This window comes from Mycobacterium simulans (assembly GCF_900232995.1).
Classification (GTDB): domain Bacteria; phylum Actinomycetota; class Actinomycetes; order Mycobacteriales; family Mycobacteriaceae; genus Mycobacterium; species Mycobacterium simulans.
In genome coordinates, this window is record NZ_OCVX01000003.1 from 1,756,321 (window position 1) to 1,772,633 (window position 16,313).

The 16,313-nt window shown below is 66.0% G+C and carries 13 protein-coding genes; 7 read left to right on the plus strand and 6 right to left on the minus strand.

The window, feature by feature from the left end; all coding sequences use genetic code 11:
- Window positions 1-1,273, minus strand: a 1,273-nt coding sequence (locus MSIMFI_RS08805) for a PE family protein (RefSeq protein ID WP_191496924.1), incomplete at its 3' end; no start/stop codon positions are given.
- 346 nt (window positions 1,274-1,619) lie between these two features.
- Window positions 1,620-3,578, minus strand: a complete 1,959-nt coding sequence (locus tag MSIMFI_RS08810; protein ID WP_191496925.1) for a PE family protein — start codon at window positions 3,576-3,578, stop codon at window positions 1,620-1,622.
- 261 nt (window positions 3,579-3,839) lie between these two features.
- Here MSIMFI_RS08810 and MSIMFI_RS08815 point away from each other — a divergent pair, with 261 nt between their 5' ends.
- From MSIMFI_RS08815 to MSIMFI_RS08840, 6 genes are read left to right on the plus strand one after another with little or no spacing between them, the layout of a single operon-like run.
- Complete coding sequence (locus MSIMFI_RS08815; protein WP_191496926.1) at window positions 3,840-4,979, plus strand: hypothetical protein; 1,140 nt, start codon at window positions 3,840-3,842, stop codon at window positions 4,977-4,979.
- Window positions 4,976-5,758: an SDR family oxidoreductase gene (locus MSIMFI_RS08820; protein WP_191496927.1), complete on the plus strand. Its 783-nt coding sequence runs from the start codon at window positions 4,976-4,978 to the stop codon at window positions 5,756-5,758. Before MSIMFI_RS08815 ends, MSIMFI_RS08820 begins: the two co-directional genes overlap by 4 nt.
- The gene (locus MSIMFI_RS08825) at window positions 5,758-6,903 is read left to right on the plus strand and encodes a sulfotransferase family protein (RefSeq protein WP_191496928.1); all 1,146 of its coding nucleotides are present in this window, start codon (window positions 5,758-5,760) and stop codon (window positions 6,901-6,903) included. The genes MSIMFI_RS08820 and MSIMFI_RS08825 overlap by 1 nt, the downstream gene beginning before the upstream one ends.
- Before the next feature lie 13 nt (window positions 6,904-6,916).
- Window positions 6,917-7,684, plus strand: a complete 768-nt coding sequence (locus MSIMFI_RS08830; RefSeq protein ID WP_191496929.1) for an ABC transporter ATP-binding protein — start codon at window positions 6,917-6,919, stop codon at window positions 7,682-7,684.
- Window positions 7,681-10,032, plus strand: coding sequence for an ABC transporter permease (locus MSIMFI_RS08835; RefSeq protein WP_191496930.1), 2,352 nt, complete (start codon window positions 7,681-7,683; stop codon window positions 10,030-10,032). Before MSIMFI_RS08830 ends, MSIMFI_RS08835 begins: the two co-directional genes overlap by 4 nt.
- A 14-nt stretch (window positions 10,033-10,046) precedes the next feature.
- Complete coding sequence (locus tag MSIMFI_RS08840) at window positions 10,047-11,069, plus strand: CobW family GTP-binding protein (RefSeq protein ID WP_191498090.1); 1,023 nt, start codon at window positions 10,047-10,049, stop codon at window positions 11,067-11,069.
- Here the strand turns inward: MSIMFI_RS08840 and MSIMFI_RS08845 are convergent.
- Window positions 11,026-11,412: an ArsR/SmtB family transcription factor gene (locus MSIMFI_RS08845; protein WP_191496931.1), complete on the minus strand. Its 387-nt coding sequence runs from the start codon at window positions 11,410-11,412 to the stop codon at window positions 11,026-11,028. The two genes, MSIMFI_RS08840 and MSIMFI_RS08845, sit on opposite strands and share 44 nt — an antisense overlap.
- Window positions 11,413-11,472: 60 nt before the next feature.
- Here MSIMFI_RS08845 and MSIMFI_RS08850 point away from each other — a divergent pair, with 60 nt between their 5' ends.
- Window positions 11,473-13,482, plus strand: a complete 2,010-nt coding sequence (locus tag MSIMFI_RS08850) for a heavy metal translocating P-type ATPase (protein ID WP_191498091.1) — start codon at window positions 11,473-11,475, stop codon at window positions 13,480-13,482.
- A gap of 8 nt (window positions 13,483-13,490) precedes the next feature.
- Here the strand turns inward: MSIMFI_RS08850 and MSIMFI_RS08855 are convergent, their stop codons facing one another.
- From MSIMFI_RS08855 to MSIMFI_RS08865, 3 genes are read right to left on the minus strand one after another with little or no spacing between them, the layout of a single operon-like run.
- Entirely contained in the window at window positions 13,491-14,222 is a 732-nt protein-coding gene (locus MSIMFI_RS08855) for a thioesterase II family protein (RefSeq protein WP_191496932.1), read from the minus strand.
- Complete coding sequence (locus tag MSIMFI_RS08860) at window positions 14,219-15,250, minus strand: Gfo/Idh/MocA family oxidoreductase (RefSeq protein WP_224770123.1); 1,032 nt, start codon at window positions 15,248-15,250, stop codon at window positions 14,219-14,221. Before MSIMFI_RS08860 ends, MSIMFI_RS08855 begins: the two co-directional genes overlap by 4 nt.
- Window positions 15,247-16,308: a saccharopine dehydrogenase NADP-binding domain-containing protein gene (locus MSIMFI_RS08865; RefSeq protein ID WP_191496933.1), complete on the minus strand. Its 1,062-nt coding sequence runs from the start codon at window positions 16,306-16,308 to the stop codon at window positions 15,247-15,249. The genes MSIMFI_RS08860 and MSIMFI_RS08865 overlap by 4 nt, the downstream gene beginning before the upstream one ends.
- Between the last annotated feature and the right edge of the window lie 5 nt (window positions 16,309-16,313).

The window sequence follows — 16,313 nt, forward strand, 5'->3', positions numbered from 1 at the left end:
CTCCAACACCACCGTCACCACCCGCGGCGCCGGTACCGCCGAGTCCTCCGTGACCACCGGCGCCGCCAGGCGGGAAGGAGGAACCCGTAAAGCCTATGGCGTTGCCGCCGGCGCCCCCGTTGCCACCTGCGGCGCCGGTGCCTCCGGCACCCCCAGCACCGCCGGTGCCGCCTGCAAGGTTGCTGCCGCCTGGTTCGCTGCCTATGGCGTTGCCACCGGCACCCCCGTCGCCACCTGCGGCGCCGGCCCCACCGGCGCCCCCGAGGCCACCATTGCCACCAAACGCGCTGCCGCCGCCGTCGGCGATGGCTGGGCCACCCGCGCCCCCGGTGCCGCCGGCCGCGTAGTCGCCGCCAGAGCCGCCAGCGCCGCCGGAGCCGGCGGTTACACCGGCGGACGTTCCGAGGGTGGTACCGCCCGTGCCGCCATCGCCACCGGCCACCCCAGTGCTGGTGCCGTTGCCGCCGTCGCCCCCGTCAACGCCGGGAAGGTTGATGGTGCTCGTGCCGTCGCTGCCGTCGCCCGCCTTGCTCGTGGGGTTGGGGGTGGGGTTAACACCCGCGGCACCGGCCTCGCCCGCGCCTTCGGCACCGCCGGCCCCGCCGTTGCCGATCAGTCCGACGGCATTGCCGCCGGCGCCGCCATGACCGCCCGGCCCCCCTGCAACACCAACGCCGCCGGCGCCACCTTGGCCGCCATTGCCGTACAGCATCCCGCCATTGCCACCATGACCACCGGCCGCGCCGGCTCCGCCGCCGCCACCGGAGCCGCCGTTGCCGATCAGCCCGGCATCCCCGCCGTTGCCGCCGGCCACTCCCGCCGCCGTGCTGGTGTAGCCGCTACCGCCGTTGCCGTACAACAACCCGCCGGCCCCGCCGTTAGGGTTGGCTGCGGTGCCGTTGACGCCATTGCCGACCAGCGGACGCCCCAACAGCGCCTGAGTGGGCGCATTGACCACATCCAGCACGCTTTGCTGCACCGCCTGCAACGGAGTGGCGCTTGTGGCTTCGGCACTGATATACGAGCCTGCTCCCGTGGTCAATGCCTGGACAAACTGCTGGTGAAATGCCGCCGCCTGCGCGCTCGCCGCCTGATAGGCCTGAGCATGTCCGGAAAACAACGCCGCGATGGCAACCGACACCTCATCGGCCCAGGCCGCTAACACTCCCGTAGTCTGGGCCGCCGCCGTCCTAGCTGCGCTAAGCGCTGAGCCGATACCCTCCAAATCCGTTGCCGCCGCTACCAACAATTCCGGCGCCACCACAAACGACATCGCCCACCTCCCGGCACACGCAAATCGCTACCGCGGTCGGCCCAGATCGTAGTCTGGCCCTCGCGCCACCACCGACTCTTTCGCAAACTTCCAGGTATGCGTGCGTTAGACGTTGAGTTTGGACTCCGGGGGGTGCAGGACGAACTCATCAGTCGTTTGGCCGGGATGCAACTGCAACCCATCGGATAGCGTCACGCCGGCGCGTTCGACCGTTGGCCTCGGCCGGGTTGCTTTCGACATAACTACGGGTCAACGCCCGCACCTTCGAGCAGCGCCGGAATCAGTTGGCGAAGCATATCGGCCCACCCACTGCTATTCGCAGGCTCGGGAACTGTCGATGTCGGGACTATCCGTCGGCGCCACCGGCGCCGTCGGTGCCGGCGAGTCCGGTGGCGCCGGTCAAGCCGCCGAACCCGCCTGTGCCGCCGGCCCCGCCGGTGCCACCGGTCCCGCGCGCGCCGCCCGCGCCGCCAGCGCCGCCGACGCCGGCGGTGCTGTTAGCGCCTGGTGCACCGATCAGCATGCCGCCGCGCCCACCGGTAGCGCCGGCACCGCCGTTGCCGCCATCGCCGCCGTCGCCGCCGTCACCGCCGTCACCGCCGGCGCCGCCTGCGCCACCGAAGGGGAGATCACTACCGGCGGGAACGCTAACGTTGCCGCCGGCGCCGCCCACGCCTCCACCGCCACCAGCACCGCCGGCACCGCCGGCACCACCAATACCGCCGGCACCGGCGCGACCACCGTTGCCGAACAATGGCGAGGAGGCCCCGCCGTCGCCACCGGCACCGCCGACCCCGCCGTTGCCGCCGACTCCCAGCGCGCTACCACCTGCGCCGCCGTCGCCGCCGACGCCGCCGTTGATGCCGTCGTGCGCGGCACCGCCGCCCGTCAGCCTGGTTGCGGTTCCGCCGTTTCCGCCGGCACCGCCGGCGCCTCCGGGGGCACCCATGCCACCGGCACCGCCCGTACCACCGGCGCCACCGGCGCCGCCATTGCCGGCCAGCAGCCCGCCGGCACCGCCATGACCGCCCACCCCTCCGGCGCTCCCGTCGCCACCGGATGAGGTGCTGTCGGCCCCGTTCCCGCCGAAACCACCGCGACCGCCCTCGGCGTTCGGAGAAGTGCCGCGCGTGGTAGCGTCGCCGCCCGTACCGCCGTTGCCGCCGGCACTGCCGGCAGACACTGCGTTGGTCCCGTTACCGCCGTCACCGCCGATGGCCTGGGCGGGCGAATCACCGGTGTCGGTGCTCGCGCTGCCGCCGTTACCCCCGGCGCCGCCGGCACCGCCAGCTGTGGCCATCCCCCCGTCGCCACCGCGACCGCCGGCGGCGGGCCCCCCCGAGGTACTGGTCGCGCTGGCGCCGTTGCCGCCGGTGCCGCCAGTGGGTGTGGCGACGGTACCGGCATCGCCGGTCCCGCCGTCATCGCCGCCGACAGGACCAAGCCCGGATACGTCGGTGGGCGTGGTGCCGGTGCCGGCCGCCGGGCCTGGGGTGGGGTTGACTCCGTCCGCCCCGCGCAGCCCGGTGCCGCCTTGTCCGCCGTTCCCCCCGTCGCCGAATAGCCCGGCGTTGCCGCCGCTACCGCCAGCGCCTCCGGTGCCGCCGTGGAGGCCGGCCATCCCAGCCCCACCGTTGCCGCCGGCCCCGCCGTTGCCGAACAGTAACGAACCAGCCCCGCCGGCCCCGCCTTGCCCGCCGGCGCCGCCGTGGCCACCTGTGCCGCCGTTGCCGTACAACCACCCGCCGACACCGCCGGCCCCACCTGCGGCGCCAGCGCCGCCTTGCCCACCGTTGCCGCCGTTGCCGAACAGCCCCGAGGGCCCACCAGCGCCGCCGGTCTGGCCAGCCGCGCCCGCAGCGCCGTTGCCTCCGTTGCCGAACAGCAATCCGCCGGGGCCACCGGCCTGCCCCGGCGCTGACCCGTTAGCGCCGTCGCCAATCAGCGGGCGGCCCAACAACGTCTGGGTGGGCGCATTGACGGCGCCCAGCACCTCTTTCTGCAAGGCCTGCAATGGCGATGCATTACTTGCCTCCGCATTGGCGTACATGTTTGCGCCAGTGGTGAGGGTTCGCACGAACTGGTCATGAAACGCCGCCGCTTGGGCGCTCAGTGTCTGATATCCCCGGGCGTGCGCGCTGAAGAGGGACGCCACTTGCGCTGACACTTCATCGGCGCCGGCGGCCAACACCCCCATCGTCGGTTTCGTGGCCATGGCATTTGCTGCGCTGAGCGTCGAACCAATTCCGGCTAACTCCAAAGCTGCGGCTGCCATGATCTCCGGTGCCGCGATCAGATACGACATCTCGCACCTCTCAACCCATCACGGTCGATTACCCAACCAGCAGTTCCTCGCTATACATATGATGAATAGCTGGTGATTCGCAGGCTATCGCGATCGGTCGGCGCCTTCAGCGGTTTGGGTTAGTGTCCGTCCCCGCGAATCACCCCTGGCAGGCGAGCCGGTGTACCTCCTAATGAGCGGGCTTCGTCGGCAATCGCCGTGAACGATAGGCGAAAATGTTCGCGGTTGACTCAAAACAGGAACACGTTCTAGCGTCGAAGAGTGTTCTCTAGTTCCGTCTCCGGCCCGCTCAGCTCAGCGATCGCGGAGGCCGAGAATCTCGTGGCCTCCGCACCCCACATCGAGACCGAAGCCGACTTACTCGAGGGGCTGCAATACCTGGCCGGGTGTATCGCGGGCTGCCTGCACCTGGCCTTTGACTACGAACGCGACCACCCTTTCCTGCAGTCGGGAACCGGGCCGTTCACCAAGATGGGCCTGGACAACCCCGACACCCTGTACTTCGGCACCCGCGTGCAGCCCGACCGCGACTATGTGATCACCGGTAGACGCGGTACCACGACCGACCTGAGTTTCCAGTTGCTCGGTGGCGAGTACACCGACGACAATGTGCCCGCTAGCCAGGCCGCGTTCGACGACCGGGAACTCGAGATCGCCGCCGACGGTAGCTTCGAGTGGCGGGTGCGGCCCACTAGCCCCGGGCAACTGGTGATCCGCGAGGTGTACGGCGACTGGTCACAGCGGCGCGGCACGCTGGCCATCTCCCGGCTGGATACCGTCGGCACCGGTCCGTCGCCGTTGACCCGCGAGCTCATTGAAAAGCGTTACGCCACGGCCGGAAAGCAACTTGTCAACCGGGTGAAGACGTGGCTGCAGTTCCCGCAATGGTTTTATCTCAACATCCCGGTCAACACGATGGTGGCGCCCAGGCTGACTCCGGGCGGGCTGTCGACCCAGTACTCGTCGGCCGGGCATTTCGACCTGCTACCCGGTCAGGCGCTGGTGATCACGGTGCCGGTCTCCGATGCGCCTTACCTGGGCTTCCAGCTGGGTAGCATGTGGTACATCTCGCTGGACTACATCAACCACCAGACCTCATTGAATAACACTCAGGCCCAACCGGATCCCGACGGCAAGGTCCGTATCGTTGTTGCCGACCAAAATCCGGGTGTGACCAATTGGGTTGAAACGCTTGGCCATCGACGCGGCTTTCTGCAGTTCCGTTGGCAGCGGGTATCTCGTCAGCTCACCGAGGCCGACGGGCCCACGGTCGAGCTGGTTGACGTCGACGCGGTCCCGGCGACGCTGCCGTATTTCGAGCACAATAAGATTTCCGAGGACGATTGGCGCGCCCGAATTGCTTTGCGCCAACAGCAAATCGCGGCCAGGATGCTGGGGTGACACAGATGCTCAAGCGCAAAGTGGTTGTGATCAGCGGTGTTGGCCCGGGGCTGGGGACGACGCTGGCGCAGCGGTGTGCACGCGACGGCGCCGACCTGGTGCTGGCCGCCCGCAGCGCCGACCGCCTTGATGACGTTGCCAAGCAGATCACCGACATTGGGCGGCGGGCGGTGGCGGTGCCCACCGACATCACCGATGACGACCAGGTGCACAACCTCGTCGACACCACTTTGGAGGCCTATGGCAAAGTCGATGTGCTGATAAACAACGCGTTTCGGGTGCCGTCGATGAAACCGTTGGCCGGCACGACTTTTCAGCACATCCGCGATGCTATCGAGCTCAGCGCGCTGGGGGCGTTGCGGCTCATCCAGGGCTTTACCCCCGCGTTGGCTGAGGCCCGCGGATCCGTGGTCAATGTCAATTCCATGGTGATCCGGCACTCCCAGGCAAAATACGGCGCTTACAAGATGGCCAAGTCCGCCTTGCTGGCGATGTCGCAATCACTGGCCACCGAACTCGGGGATAAGGGTATTCGCGTGAATTCCGTTGCACCTGGCTATATCTGGGGCGACACGCTAAAGTCGTACTTCGAGCATCAGGCCGGCAAGTACGGCACCACTGTGGATCAGATCTACCAGGCCACCGCGGCGAACTCGGACCTCAAGCGGCTGCCCACTGAGGACGAGGTGGCTTCGGCGATCCTCTTCTTCGCCAGCGATCTGTCCAGCGGCATCACCGGGCAGACCCTGGACATCAACTGCGGGGAGTACCACACCTGATGACCGACCGCACCGACGTCGGCACCGTGGACGATCTGCATGCATCGGCCACCAAGCTAGTGGGCCTCGACGATTTCGGCACCGACGACGACAACTACCGCGAAGCCTTAGGCGTGTTGCTGGACTCCTACCGGCGCGAGGCCGGCCTGACGGTGTTGGGCAGCAAGATGAATCGGTTCTTTCTGCGCGGCGCGTTGGTGGCCCGGCTGCTGTCCGAATCGGCCTGGAAGCAGTACCCGGCTTATGCCGATGTGGCTATTGAGCGGCCAATTTTCGTGACCGGGCTGGTGCGTACCGGTACCACGGTGCTACACCGGCTGCTGGGCGCAGACCCGGCGCATCAGGGTCTGCACATGTGGTTGGCCGAGTTTCCGCAGCCGCGTCCGCCCCGCGATACCTGGGAGTCCAACCCGTTGTACCGTCAGCTCGACGCGCAATTCACCCAGCACCACGAGGAGAACCCCGACTACACCGGCCTGCATTTCATGGCCGCCTACGAGCTGGAGGAGTGTTGGCAGCTGCTGCGACAGTCGGTGCATTCGGTGTCCTACGAGACCCTGGCGCACCTGCCCAGCTACGCGGAGTGGCTGTCCCGCCAGGACTGGACGCCCTCATATCGACGGCACCGGCGCAACCTACAGCTGATCGGGCTCAACGATCGCGAAAAGCGTTGGGTGCTCAAGAATCCCAGCCATCTCTTCGCATTGGACGCATTGATGGCAACCTATCCAGACGCGCTGGTGATCCAGACCCACCGGCCCGTCGAGACGATCATGGCTTCAATGTGCTCGCTGGCCCAACACACCGCCGACGGGTGGTCGACGACGTTCGTCGGCGCCCAAATTGGTGCTGACTCAATGGAAACCTGGTCTCGGGGTTTGGAGCGATTCAATACGGCTCGGGCCAAATATGATTCGGCGCAGTTCTATGACGTCGACTACCACGACCTAATCGCCGACCCGCTGGGTACGGTGGCCGACATCTACCGGCACTTCGGACTGACGCTGACTGACGAGGCCCGAAAGGCTATGGAGGAAAGCCACGCCGACAGCCAGACTGGTGCTCGGGCGCCCAAGCACAAGTACTCGCTGGCGGACTATGGGCTTACCCCCGAGACGGTCAAGGAGCGGTTCGCTGGACTGTGATTCGCGTGGGGAGATGAGTGCAGAGCCAGACGTGGGGGAGACGGCCACGTCGGAAGGGTCTCGCGACGGCGAATCGCTCGCATTGCGCTTGATCAACGTTGAGAAAACCTACGGTGCCGGACCCACCCGAGTTATCGCGCTGCATGGGGTGAACCTGGAAGTCCGAGCAGGGGAATTTGTGGTACTACTCGGCCCTTCGGGATCGGGAAAGACGACGCTGCTCAACATCATCGGCGGAATCGATCAGCCCTCCGCTGGCGCGATCGAGGTCAACGGCGAGGACGCCGGAAGGCTCAACCGCAAACTGCGTACACGATATCGCCGGGACCACGTCGGTTTCGTTTTCCAATTCTTCAACCTGGTGCCCACATTGACGGCGCTCGAGAATGTCGAGCTCCTTGCCGAGCTGACGGGGCCCGACGCGCGATCACGTAGTCGTGCGGCTCTAGAACGAGTGGGTGTCGGTGCGGTCGCAGACCGCTTCCCCGCACAACTCTCTGGGGGCCAGCAACAGCGCGTGGCGATCGCCCGGGCAATCGTCAAGAATTCCCCTCTCTTGCTGTGCGATGAACCCACTGGAAGCCTCGACCTGGTCACCGGCCGTCAGGTCTTGGCCGCGTTGAGCGACCTAGCTCGAAACGGTCGGCAAACGGTGATTGTCGTGACCCACAACTCCGAGATCGCCCGCATGGCGGACCGGGTCCTGTGGTTGCACTCGGGCGCGATCAGTAAGTCCGAGACGAACGAAAATCCGGTCGAAGCATCGGAATTGGATTGGTGAGCCGCGCATTGCGCCGAAAACTGCGTCGTGATGTGTGGCGGGAACGATGGCGCTTCGCGGCGATCGCAGCAATCATGGCCATCGGCGTAGCCGTATTCGTCGCCGCCACTGATGGCTATCGAAATCTCGACGAATCCCTTGACCGGTCCTACGCCACCCAACGGCTGCCGGACGCCATCTTGTCCGGGCCGAATGCAGCCGGATTGCGCGACACCGTCACGGGCTTGCCCGGTAGGCCGCTGGTCGAGGTCCGCCATGTTGCCGACGTCGGCATACGGATCGGCGGACACGCTCTCTACGGCCGCGCTATCGGCGTACCCGATGCCCGGCAGCCTAGTGTGTCGTTGCTTGACATGCGGACGGGGACACTGCCGCTCGTGGGGCAGTTGGTAGTCGAGCAGCATGTGGCCGACCACTACCACCTTTCCCCGGGGTCTACCGTCGAAATTCTTGGACGGCAAGGTTGGCAACCCATTACGGTCTCGGGCTCGGCCCTGTCGACCGAGTACCTTTGGCCAGCACGCTCAGCCCAGGAGATCCTCACCACTCCTGAGGATTTCGGGGTGGTATTCCTGCCTGACGGCGAATTGCAGCGTGCCCTGCCGAATTCTGTCGAACAGATCGCCGTCTACGCGCGCGATCGCACCGAGGCAGATGCCCTGATCACCGCGGCCGGCGAGTTCGCGCGAAAGGCGGGGCTGCAGTTCGTTCCCCGCGAGCGACAGGGGTCATATCAAACCCTGCGGGACGACGTTAAGCAGTTCGGCAGCCTCGCTGGGATCCTGCCGTGGCTGTTTCTCGCGGCTGTCGTAGTTGGCACCTATGTGCTGTTGTCACGGATTGTGACGGCCCAGCGGGCCGTCATCGGCACCCTGATCGCCAACGGACTCGCACCGGGCGCGGTTCGCAGACACTACCTGGGATACGGCCTCGCCTGCGCAGCGATGGGAACACCGCCGGGGTTATTCGGCGGTTACCTACTGGGTCAATTCATCACGACCAAGTACACCGAGGCCATTGCCCTGCCGATGCACCTCACCTCGATGAATTTGCTTACCTACCTGGTCGCTGCCGTCGCCGCGTTCGCTGTCGCACTGCTGGCCGCGGTGGCACCGGCCAATGCCGCAGCCCGAATGCAGCCTGCGGAGGCCATGCGGGTGGCCCCGCCCATGAACCGGGGTAATCGCAGCATTGTCGAGCGCCTGTTGCCGGTGGTTGAACGCATCCCCGCCCGGTGGCGGATGATGCTGCGGACCCTCCAGCGCAACCGCCGGCGCACGATATTTACCGCGGTCGGGGTCGCGGTGTCGGTGATCTTGGTCATGGTGTTCGCCGGCATGCGCGACACGGTTCCTGGCATGGTCAATCGGCAGTTCGGACAGATCGAGCGCCAAGATGGGGAGGCTGTGCTGGCCGGCTCTGTGTCCGGCCCGGCCGACGCGTTTGTGAACCAGCTCGGCGCGGACCCCGACGTGGCCGCGGCCGAGGCCTTCAGCTCGTACCGCGTCACGCTGTCGAATGGAGCGCACCACTACGAAACGATGTTGATCGGGCTGGCGCCGGAGACCCAAATGCATGCGTTTCCAGCCGAATCGGGAGCGGACCGCCTTTCAGACGACGGGGTCTTGCTTGGGGTCGGCCTGCGCGACATGCTGTCTGTCGCACTGGGCGACCGCATCGATATAGCGGTGCCGCAGTCTGGGCTCCGATTCACCGATCGGGTGGCGGGATTCGTCGACGAGCCATTCTCACCCGTCGCGTACATCTCGCTGAATCACTTGCGCGCACAGGCTGGTTCGCTGCCGGAGAACGGCGTGCTCATCAAACTCAAACCCGGAACCAACGGTCGTGTAACCGGGGACCGGATAGCGGCGACACCGGGCGTGGTGGCGTACCGGTCGACGACCGCCCTGGCGTCGACCATGCGGCGCGCTTTCAGCCTGTACAACACGCTGGTCAACATCATGCTCGTGCTCGCGGCCGTCATGGCGGCCGCAATGTTGTATAACGCGATGTCCGCCAACATATCCGAACGTCTCGGCGAGCTTGGCGCACTGCATGCCGAGGGCATGAGTGCCGGCATGCTTTCCCGACTGATCGCCACCGAAAACTTCGGCCTTGCTGCCGCCGCGGTACCGTTCGGGGTGCTGGGCGGCATACTGGATGCGGAGCTTTTGCTGTCGACCTACACGAGTCACGGCTACCATGTGCGACTCGAGATGCGGCCGACGACACCCGTGGTGGTGGCATGCGCCATTCTCTTTGCGGCCGCATTGGCCCAAATACCCGTTGTGCGAAGGATTCACGGCATCGATCTGGCGCGAATCGTTAGGGAACGTGCCTTGTGAGAACAAGCAGTAGCGTGCAGGCGATCCCCGTTATCGGCTTGACCGGCTATCTGGGTGCCGGCAAGACAACCCTCCTCAACCACGTACTCCGTAGTCAGAGAGCACGAATCGGCGTCATTATCAACGACTTCGGCGACCTCAATGTCGACGCCATGCTCGTGACCGGGCAAGTCGACGAGCCCGCATCGATAGCCGGCGGCTGCATCTGCTGCCTACCCGATGACGACGGGATCGCCGACGCATTGACCAAGCTGACCGATCCCCGGCTCGGCCTCGATGCCATAATTGTCGAAGCCAGCGGTTTGGCCGACCCCGTCTCGGTCGCCCGGATGATCGCCTTCAGCAAGGTCGCTGGAGTCCGCTACGGCGGACTTGTCGATGTCGTCGATGCCAACACCCACTTCGACATCGTCGACGTTGGTCGGGCATTGCCGGCGCGTTACGGTGCGGCATCTCTCGTCGTCGTCAACAAACTCGATCAACTCCCCGGCAGCGCCAGAACCGCCATGCTTGAGCGGGTCGAACACCGTGTCCGCGAACGTAATCCGCGTGCAGCCGTTATCGGAGCGGTCGGCGGACAAATCGACCCAACACTGCTCTACGACGTGTCAGAGTCACACGAACAACCCAGCCAGCTCTCCTTGACAGATCTCCTCGCCGACGCCACGCGCGACTCGTCGGCTCACGACCACGACCACGCCGACTCGGTCACGGCGACCAGCGACGGCGAAGTCGATCCCGGCGCGCTCATTGACCTACTCGAAAACCCGCCGTGTGGGGTGTACCGGCTCAAGGGAGCCGCGTTGATGCGTTGCGGAAAGGGCACTTCCACCTTTGCGATCAACCTGGTCGGCACAGCGATTCACATCGCCACCGCACCGCCTGGGGTGTCGGCCAACTGCCTCGTTGCGATCGGGATGCATCTGGACTCCGACGCCGTCCGCGCCCAACTCGATACCGCGCTGCGTCCGTCCAACGACGTGGCGAGCCTCGCTAACGTTCACCGCCTGCGACGCTATCGCCGACGCCGCCTCTGACTCCTTGGGTGGTCGACGCGGGCAGCGAACCGGTTGTGCTGCTGCCGAACAGGGCCTGGCTGAGCACCTGTAAGACGGCCTGATCGGCTGCCGAGTAATAGACGAACGTTCCTTGTCGCCGGCCCTTGACCAGACCGGCAAGGCGGAGTTTGGCCAGGTGCTGGCTCACGACCGCAGGTGCCACCTCAGCCAGTTCAGCCAGGCATGCCACCGAAGACTCCCCTTGCAGCAGCGCCCACAGGACCCTGATCCGGGTCGGATCACTGAGCATCCGAAACGACTCGACCGCGGCATCCACCTGTTCCTCGGTGGGCATGTTGAAGCCTGGAATCGAGGTGTGCACGCAACCGAGCATACCTCTACCAGCCTGAACATCTATCACGCTGATATCGCATTTGCGAATATGCACCACTATGCAGGTAATGTGTGTCCGGTGAGTTCTCGGGCCACTGCCGCACCGTCGCTTGATCCACCCATCGAGTCCTGGCGCCCACCGAGAGTCAGTGCCTGGTCGCTGCCGGAAGTGCGGTGGTCGCTGATCGCGACCGTGCTGTTCATCCTCGGGTTGACCACCCAGCTGGCCGGTACACCGTCGTGGGTGTTCTGGACGCTGTATCTGGCCTGCTATGTCAGCGGCGGGTGGGAACCAGGCCGGGCGGGACTTCGGGCTCTACGGCACCAGACCCTCGACGTCGATCTGCTGATGGTGGCGGCCGCCATCGGCGCCGCGGCGATCGGGCAGGTGTTCGACGGCGCGCTACTCATCGTCATCTTCGCCACCTCCGGCGCGCTGGAAGCGGTAGCCACCAAGCGCACCGAGGACTCGGTGCGCGGACTGCTCGACGTGGCTCCGGACACCGCCACCCGCCTGAACGCTGCCGGTGTTGAGCAGATCGTCGATACCGCCGTCCTCGATATCGGCGATGTGCTGGTGATCCGCCCCGGCGAACGCATCGGCGGCGACGGGGTGGTGGTGGTCGGGGCCAGCGAGGTCGATCAGGCGACCATCACCGGCGAACCGCTGCCGGTGGACAAAACCCCCGGCGATGAGGTGTTCGCCGGCACTGTCAACGGCACCGGCACGTTGCAGGTCCGGGTAACCAAACCGGCCGCCGATACCGTGATTGCGCGCATCGTGGCGATGGTCGCCGAGGCCAGCGCCACGAAGGCCGGCATGCAACTGTTCATCGAGAAGGTCGAACAGCGCTACTCGATCGCCATGGTCACCGCAACCGTCGCATTGTTCGTCATTCCGCTGACGTTCGGAGCGAACCTGCAATCGGCGCTGCTACGGGCGATGACGTTCATGATCGTGGCCTCACCGTGTGCTCTGGTGCTCTCGACGATGCCGCCGCTGCTGGCCGCGATCGCCAACGCCGGCCGTCACGGCGTGCTGGTCAAATCCGCTGTCGTGCTGGAGAAGCTGGCCACCGTCACCCGCGTGGCGTTCGACAAGACGGGCACCCTCACCGAGGGCACACCCCGACTCACCCGGATCCACGCCCTGCCCGACACCAGCCTCAGTGCGGCTGAGCTGCTGGCCCTGGCTGCCGCTGCCGAGCATCCTTCCGAACACCCAATAGCGCGCGCCATCGTCGCCGCGGCCAGGCAGGCGAACCCGATCTTGCCGCCGGCGACCGAGTTCGCTTCCGCGCCGGGGCGGGGTATCCGCGCCCGGGTTGGCGACCATGCCGTAGAAGTCGGCCACCCTGCGCTGCTCGACGACAACGACCACCACGCCCACTCGATCGTCGTCGAACTCGAACACACCGGCCACACCGCGGTGGTGATCCGCATCGACGGCACACCCGCCGGGGTGCTCGGCATCGTCGACCGGCCCCGCGACGAATCCGCCGAGACGATAGCGCGGCTGGCCACGCTCACCGACTCTCCACCAATCCTGCTCACCGGCGACAACCCGCGCACGGCAACATCTCTCGCCCACGAGTTGGCCATCACTGAAGTCCGGTCTGCATTGTTGCCCGAGGACAAGGTGGCTGCCGTACGCGAGCTGCAAGCCGACGGCGCCAAGGTGATGCTGGTCGGCGACGGCGTCAACGACGCCCCGGCCATGGCCGCCGCCCACGTTGGTGTCGCCATGGGCCGATCCGGCGCCGATCTAACCCTGGAAACCGCCGACGCCGTCATCACCCGCGATAACCTCTCCACCGTGCCGGCAGTGCTGGCCCTTGCCCGCCGCGCCCACCGAGTCGTGACGGCGAACCTGACTATCGCCGCGACCTTCATCGCCGTGCTAGTCATCTGGGACCTCGTCGGACACCTCCCGCTGCCGCTCGGTGTTGCCGGCCACGAGGGCTCTACCGTCCTCGTCGGACTCAACGGACTGCGACTCCTGCACAACCGGGTCTGGGCGGGCCCCAACTCATCCGACGAAGTTGGCCGCATGTGCTGACCGCTTGGTCAATCAAGGATGTCGGATATGTGGGCGACGACCTGGGCGGTGTGGGCGACTAGATAGAAATGGTCACCGGGAAAACGGCTCACATGCCAGCCGGCTCGTGTGTACGCCGCCCACGCCGCCGAATGTGACTCTGTCACCTCGGGATCCGAGTCACCGTAGATGATGTGGATGGGGCACGACAGTTGCGGGTGCGGCTTAGCCCGGTAGTTTTCGACCAATCGGTAATCGTCTCGGATGGCGGGTAGGAACATCCGTCGCAATTCGGGCACCGCAAGCGCCGCACGGCCGCGGGCATCGAGTGCGCCGATGTGGCTGACGAGGTCATCGTCACAAGCGCGGTGCCAGGCTTGTTCGGTGCCGAAGTGCGGTGCCCCCGCGCCGGATACGACCAACGCGGTCACGGAGATTCCTGACCGCTCTAGGGTTCGGGTCGCTTCGAACGCGAGGTAAGCACCCATCGAATGGCCGAACATCACGACAGAGCCCGACGATTGGATGATCGGCTCCAACTCGGTGACGCAAGCCGATGCCAGGTCGACCAACGTCTCCGGGGCGGGTACGTCGAGCAGCAGGTCGCGCCCCGGGTAGGTGACGCCGTAGAGGTCGATCGCCGCCGGAAGCTCCCGGCACCATGGAGCAAAGTAGCGAGGACTGCCGCCCGCATGGGGGAACACGACAATGGCGCAGTTGCCCGATGTCGAGTGCGACAACGCCTGGATGCACGGCGTCATTGCGCGACCAATTCCGCAGCTGAAACCAAGGTTGGCGGCTGTGGGTCTATCAACGTCGCCGGCCCCATGGCCGAGGTGAAATCCGACCACAATCGGGTCGCGCGAATGAACCTCTGTGATATCGGGGTGCGGGCATGGTCGATCGAGTTGAGGAAATCGGCTGCTGCGAGCCGAATTGCGTCTGGCCACAGTTGGTTTCGCACCTGAGCTGTGGTGGCCTCGAATTCGAGGCCGACGGGTTCGACGATCGGCACGTCTGCCAATGCGGCTTCCGCGCGAGGACGCGGATGCCATCGAGTAGACCCGTGGGTATGGGCAAGGACCAGCTCTCCGGCATCAGATCCCACGGTGATGGTGTGCAGCAGTCGCGCGTGGTTGTCTGGGTCGCTGGCACACAGTTCGTTTTGGATCAGCAGGTCGACGGTCACGTCGCCGAGGACGATGCGACCGGCGACAAACGAGCTGTGCGTGTGCTGTGGCACCGTGATCCGTGCCGGCGTCAGCGGGCCGACGACGGAACTGAGAATGGTGAACAACGGGTAGGCGACGTGGATCGCCGACCGGGCGTGAACGTATCGAATCCGCGCACGCTTGTCGAGAGCCTGCGCCGCACCGATGAATTGGCGCATTGGCGCTACACGGCTGTAGAAGTCGTTGACGGTGTAGAGCGCTGCGTTCGCCTTGGCGACCCGCAGTAGGGACAGAATCTCGTCGGCATGAACTGGCTGCTCCTGCATCACGTGGATGCCCCGCGTAAGCAACTGTTCACAAATCTGGGTACCCTCTCCGCCCACGACGCCCGCACGCACGACCACGAACGCGATGTCGACAGGCGGAAGGCTGTCCAGGCCGGTACGCAACGGCACCCCAAGCCGATCCGCCAGTTCGGCCGACGCCGTCGATCCACTGGAAACCAACCCGACCAATTCGACCGGTGAATGCAATGCCGCCAGCGCCTCGGCATAGACAGCGCCGAACGTCGTTCCCACGACTACCGCTGTTGGGCGCCCCTGGCGCCGTACGGTCACAAGAACCCTTCCTCGATCGCCGGCGATTCTTCGGCAAACGATACCTCGGCCCCGGGCACGGCTTCGGTCAAGAACTCCAGCGCCCGGTGCGGCGAATCGACGCTCCAGAACGGGTGGGCGCCGGCCGGCATGTCCGCGATGTGTTGGGCCGCGAATGCTGCCAACGCGCCGGTGACGCGGTAGCTGTCCGTACAGGTGAAGGCGACGCTCTTGCAACCGGCATCGGCGCCGGCGGTGGCGACGATGGCGAAGTACGGTCGGCGGCCGAAGAGGTCCAGTTTGGCCGCCGCGAGAACGGCGTCTAGGTCGTGCTGTCTTTCGTTGTCGACCGCGAGCAGCTGGATCGCGTGCGTGGTGTGTTTGCCGTCGAAAACGTTCATCCAACAGATATTGCTGACGCCGAGATGTGCTGCGACCGCGATGGTTTCAGCGTCCAGGTACGGATGTGCGCTGACGGGACCCGGAAATTGCTGTGCCGGGGCCGGTTTGCACTCAGCCCGACTAACCCGCTGGATTATCCCGTTGCGCAGCACAGCACCCGGATGGCCGTGCGTGTCGTGCAGGCTGGCCAGATATTCGAGCACCGACGCCGGGGTGAGCGGCTGCAGTCCGCCACACCATGCGGTGATGTGGTCGGTCTGCTGCGGGGCGAGCACCCGCAGCAGCAGCCCGGACAGGCCGGGCTGCACACCCGCTTGCAGGACGACGGGGACGGCCGCTGTCCTGATGCGGTCAAGCAGCGCTTGGTTACCGCCCGGGTCAACGTAAGGCACTCTCGCATCGATGGCTGCTTCGGCGACTTGCGCGCTGAGCCGTTGCGACGGTCCGGCGCAATTGATTACGATGTCGCAGCGCCGCACCGCGGCGGCGACGGATGCCATATCGGTGACGTCGAGTCGCGCCAGCTCGACATCGCCCTGGATGGCGGAGGCCACCTCGCGCAGCCGTGCTTCGTCGCGCCCGGCGATTACGAGGTACATGTCGTGGCGTTCCGCCAGCACGTCGAGGCAAGCCCTGCCGACCGCTCCGGTGCTGCCGAGCAGCAACACGTTCTTCATGGGGC

Coding starts and splice junctions, on each gene's coding strand:
- MSIMFI_RS08855 (WP_191496932.1), bottom strand. CDS start 14,222: ATGACGCCGTGCATCCAGGCGTTGTCGCACTCGACATCGGGCAACTGC.
- MSIMFI_RS08810 (WP_191496925.1), bottom strand. CDS start 3,578: ATGTCGTATCTGATCGCGGCACCGGAGATCATGGCAGCCGCAGCTTTG.
- MSIMFI_RS08850 (WP_191498091.1), top strand. CDS start 11,473: ATGCACCACTATGCAGGTAATGTGTGTCCGGTGAGTTCTCGGGCCACT.
- MSIMFI_RS08825 (WP_191496928.1), top strand. CDS start 5,758: ATGACCGACCGCACCGACGTCGGCACCGTGGACGATCTGCATGCATCG.
- MSIMFI_RS08865 (WP_191496933.1), bottom strand. CDS start 16,308: ATGAAGAACGTGTTGCTGCTCGGCAGCACCGGAGCGGTCGGCAGGGCT.
- MSIMFI_RS08830 (WP_191496929.1), top strand. CDS start 6,917: ATGAGTGCAGAGCCAGACGTGGGGGAGACGGCCACGTCGGAAGGGTCT.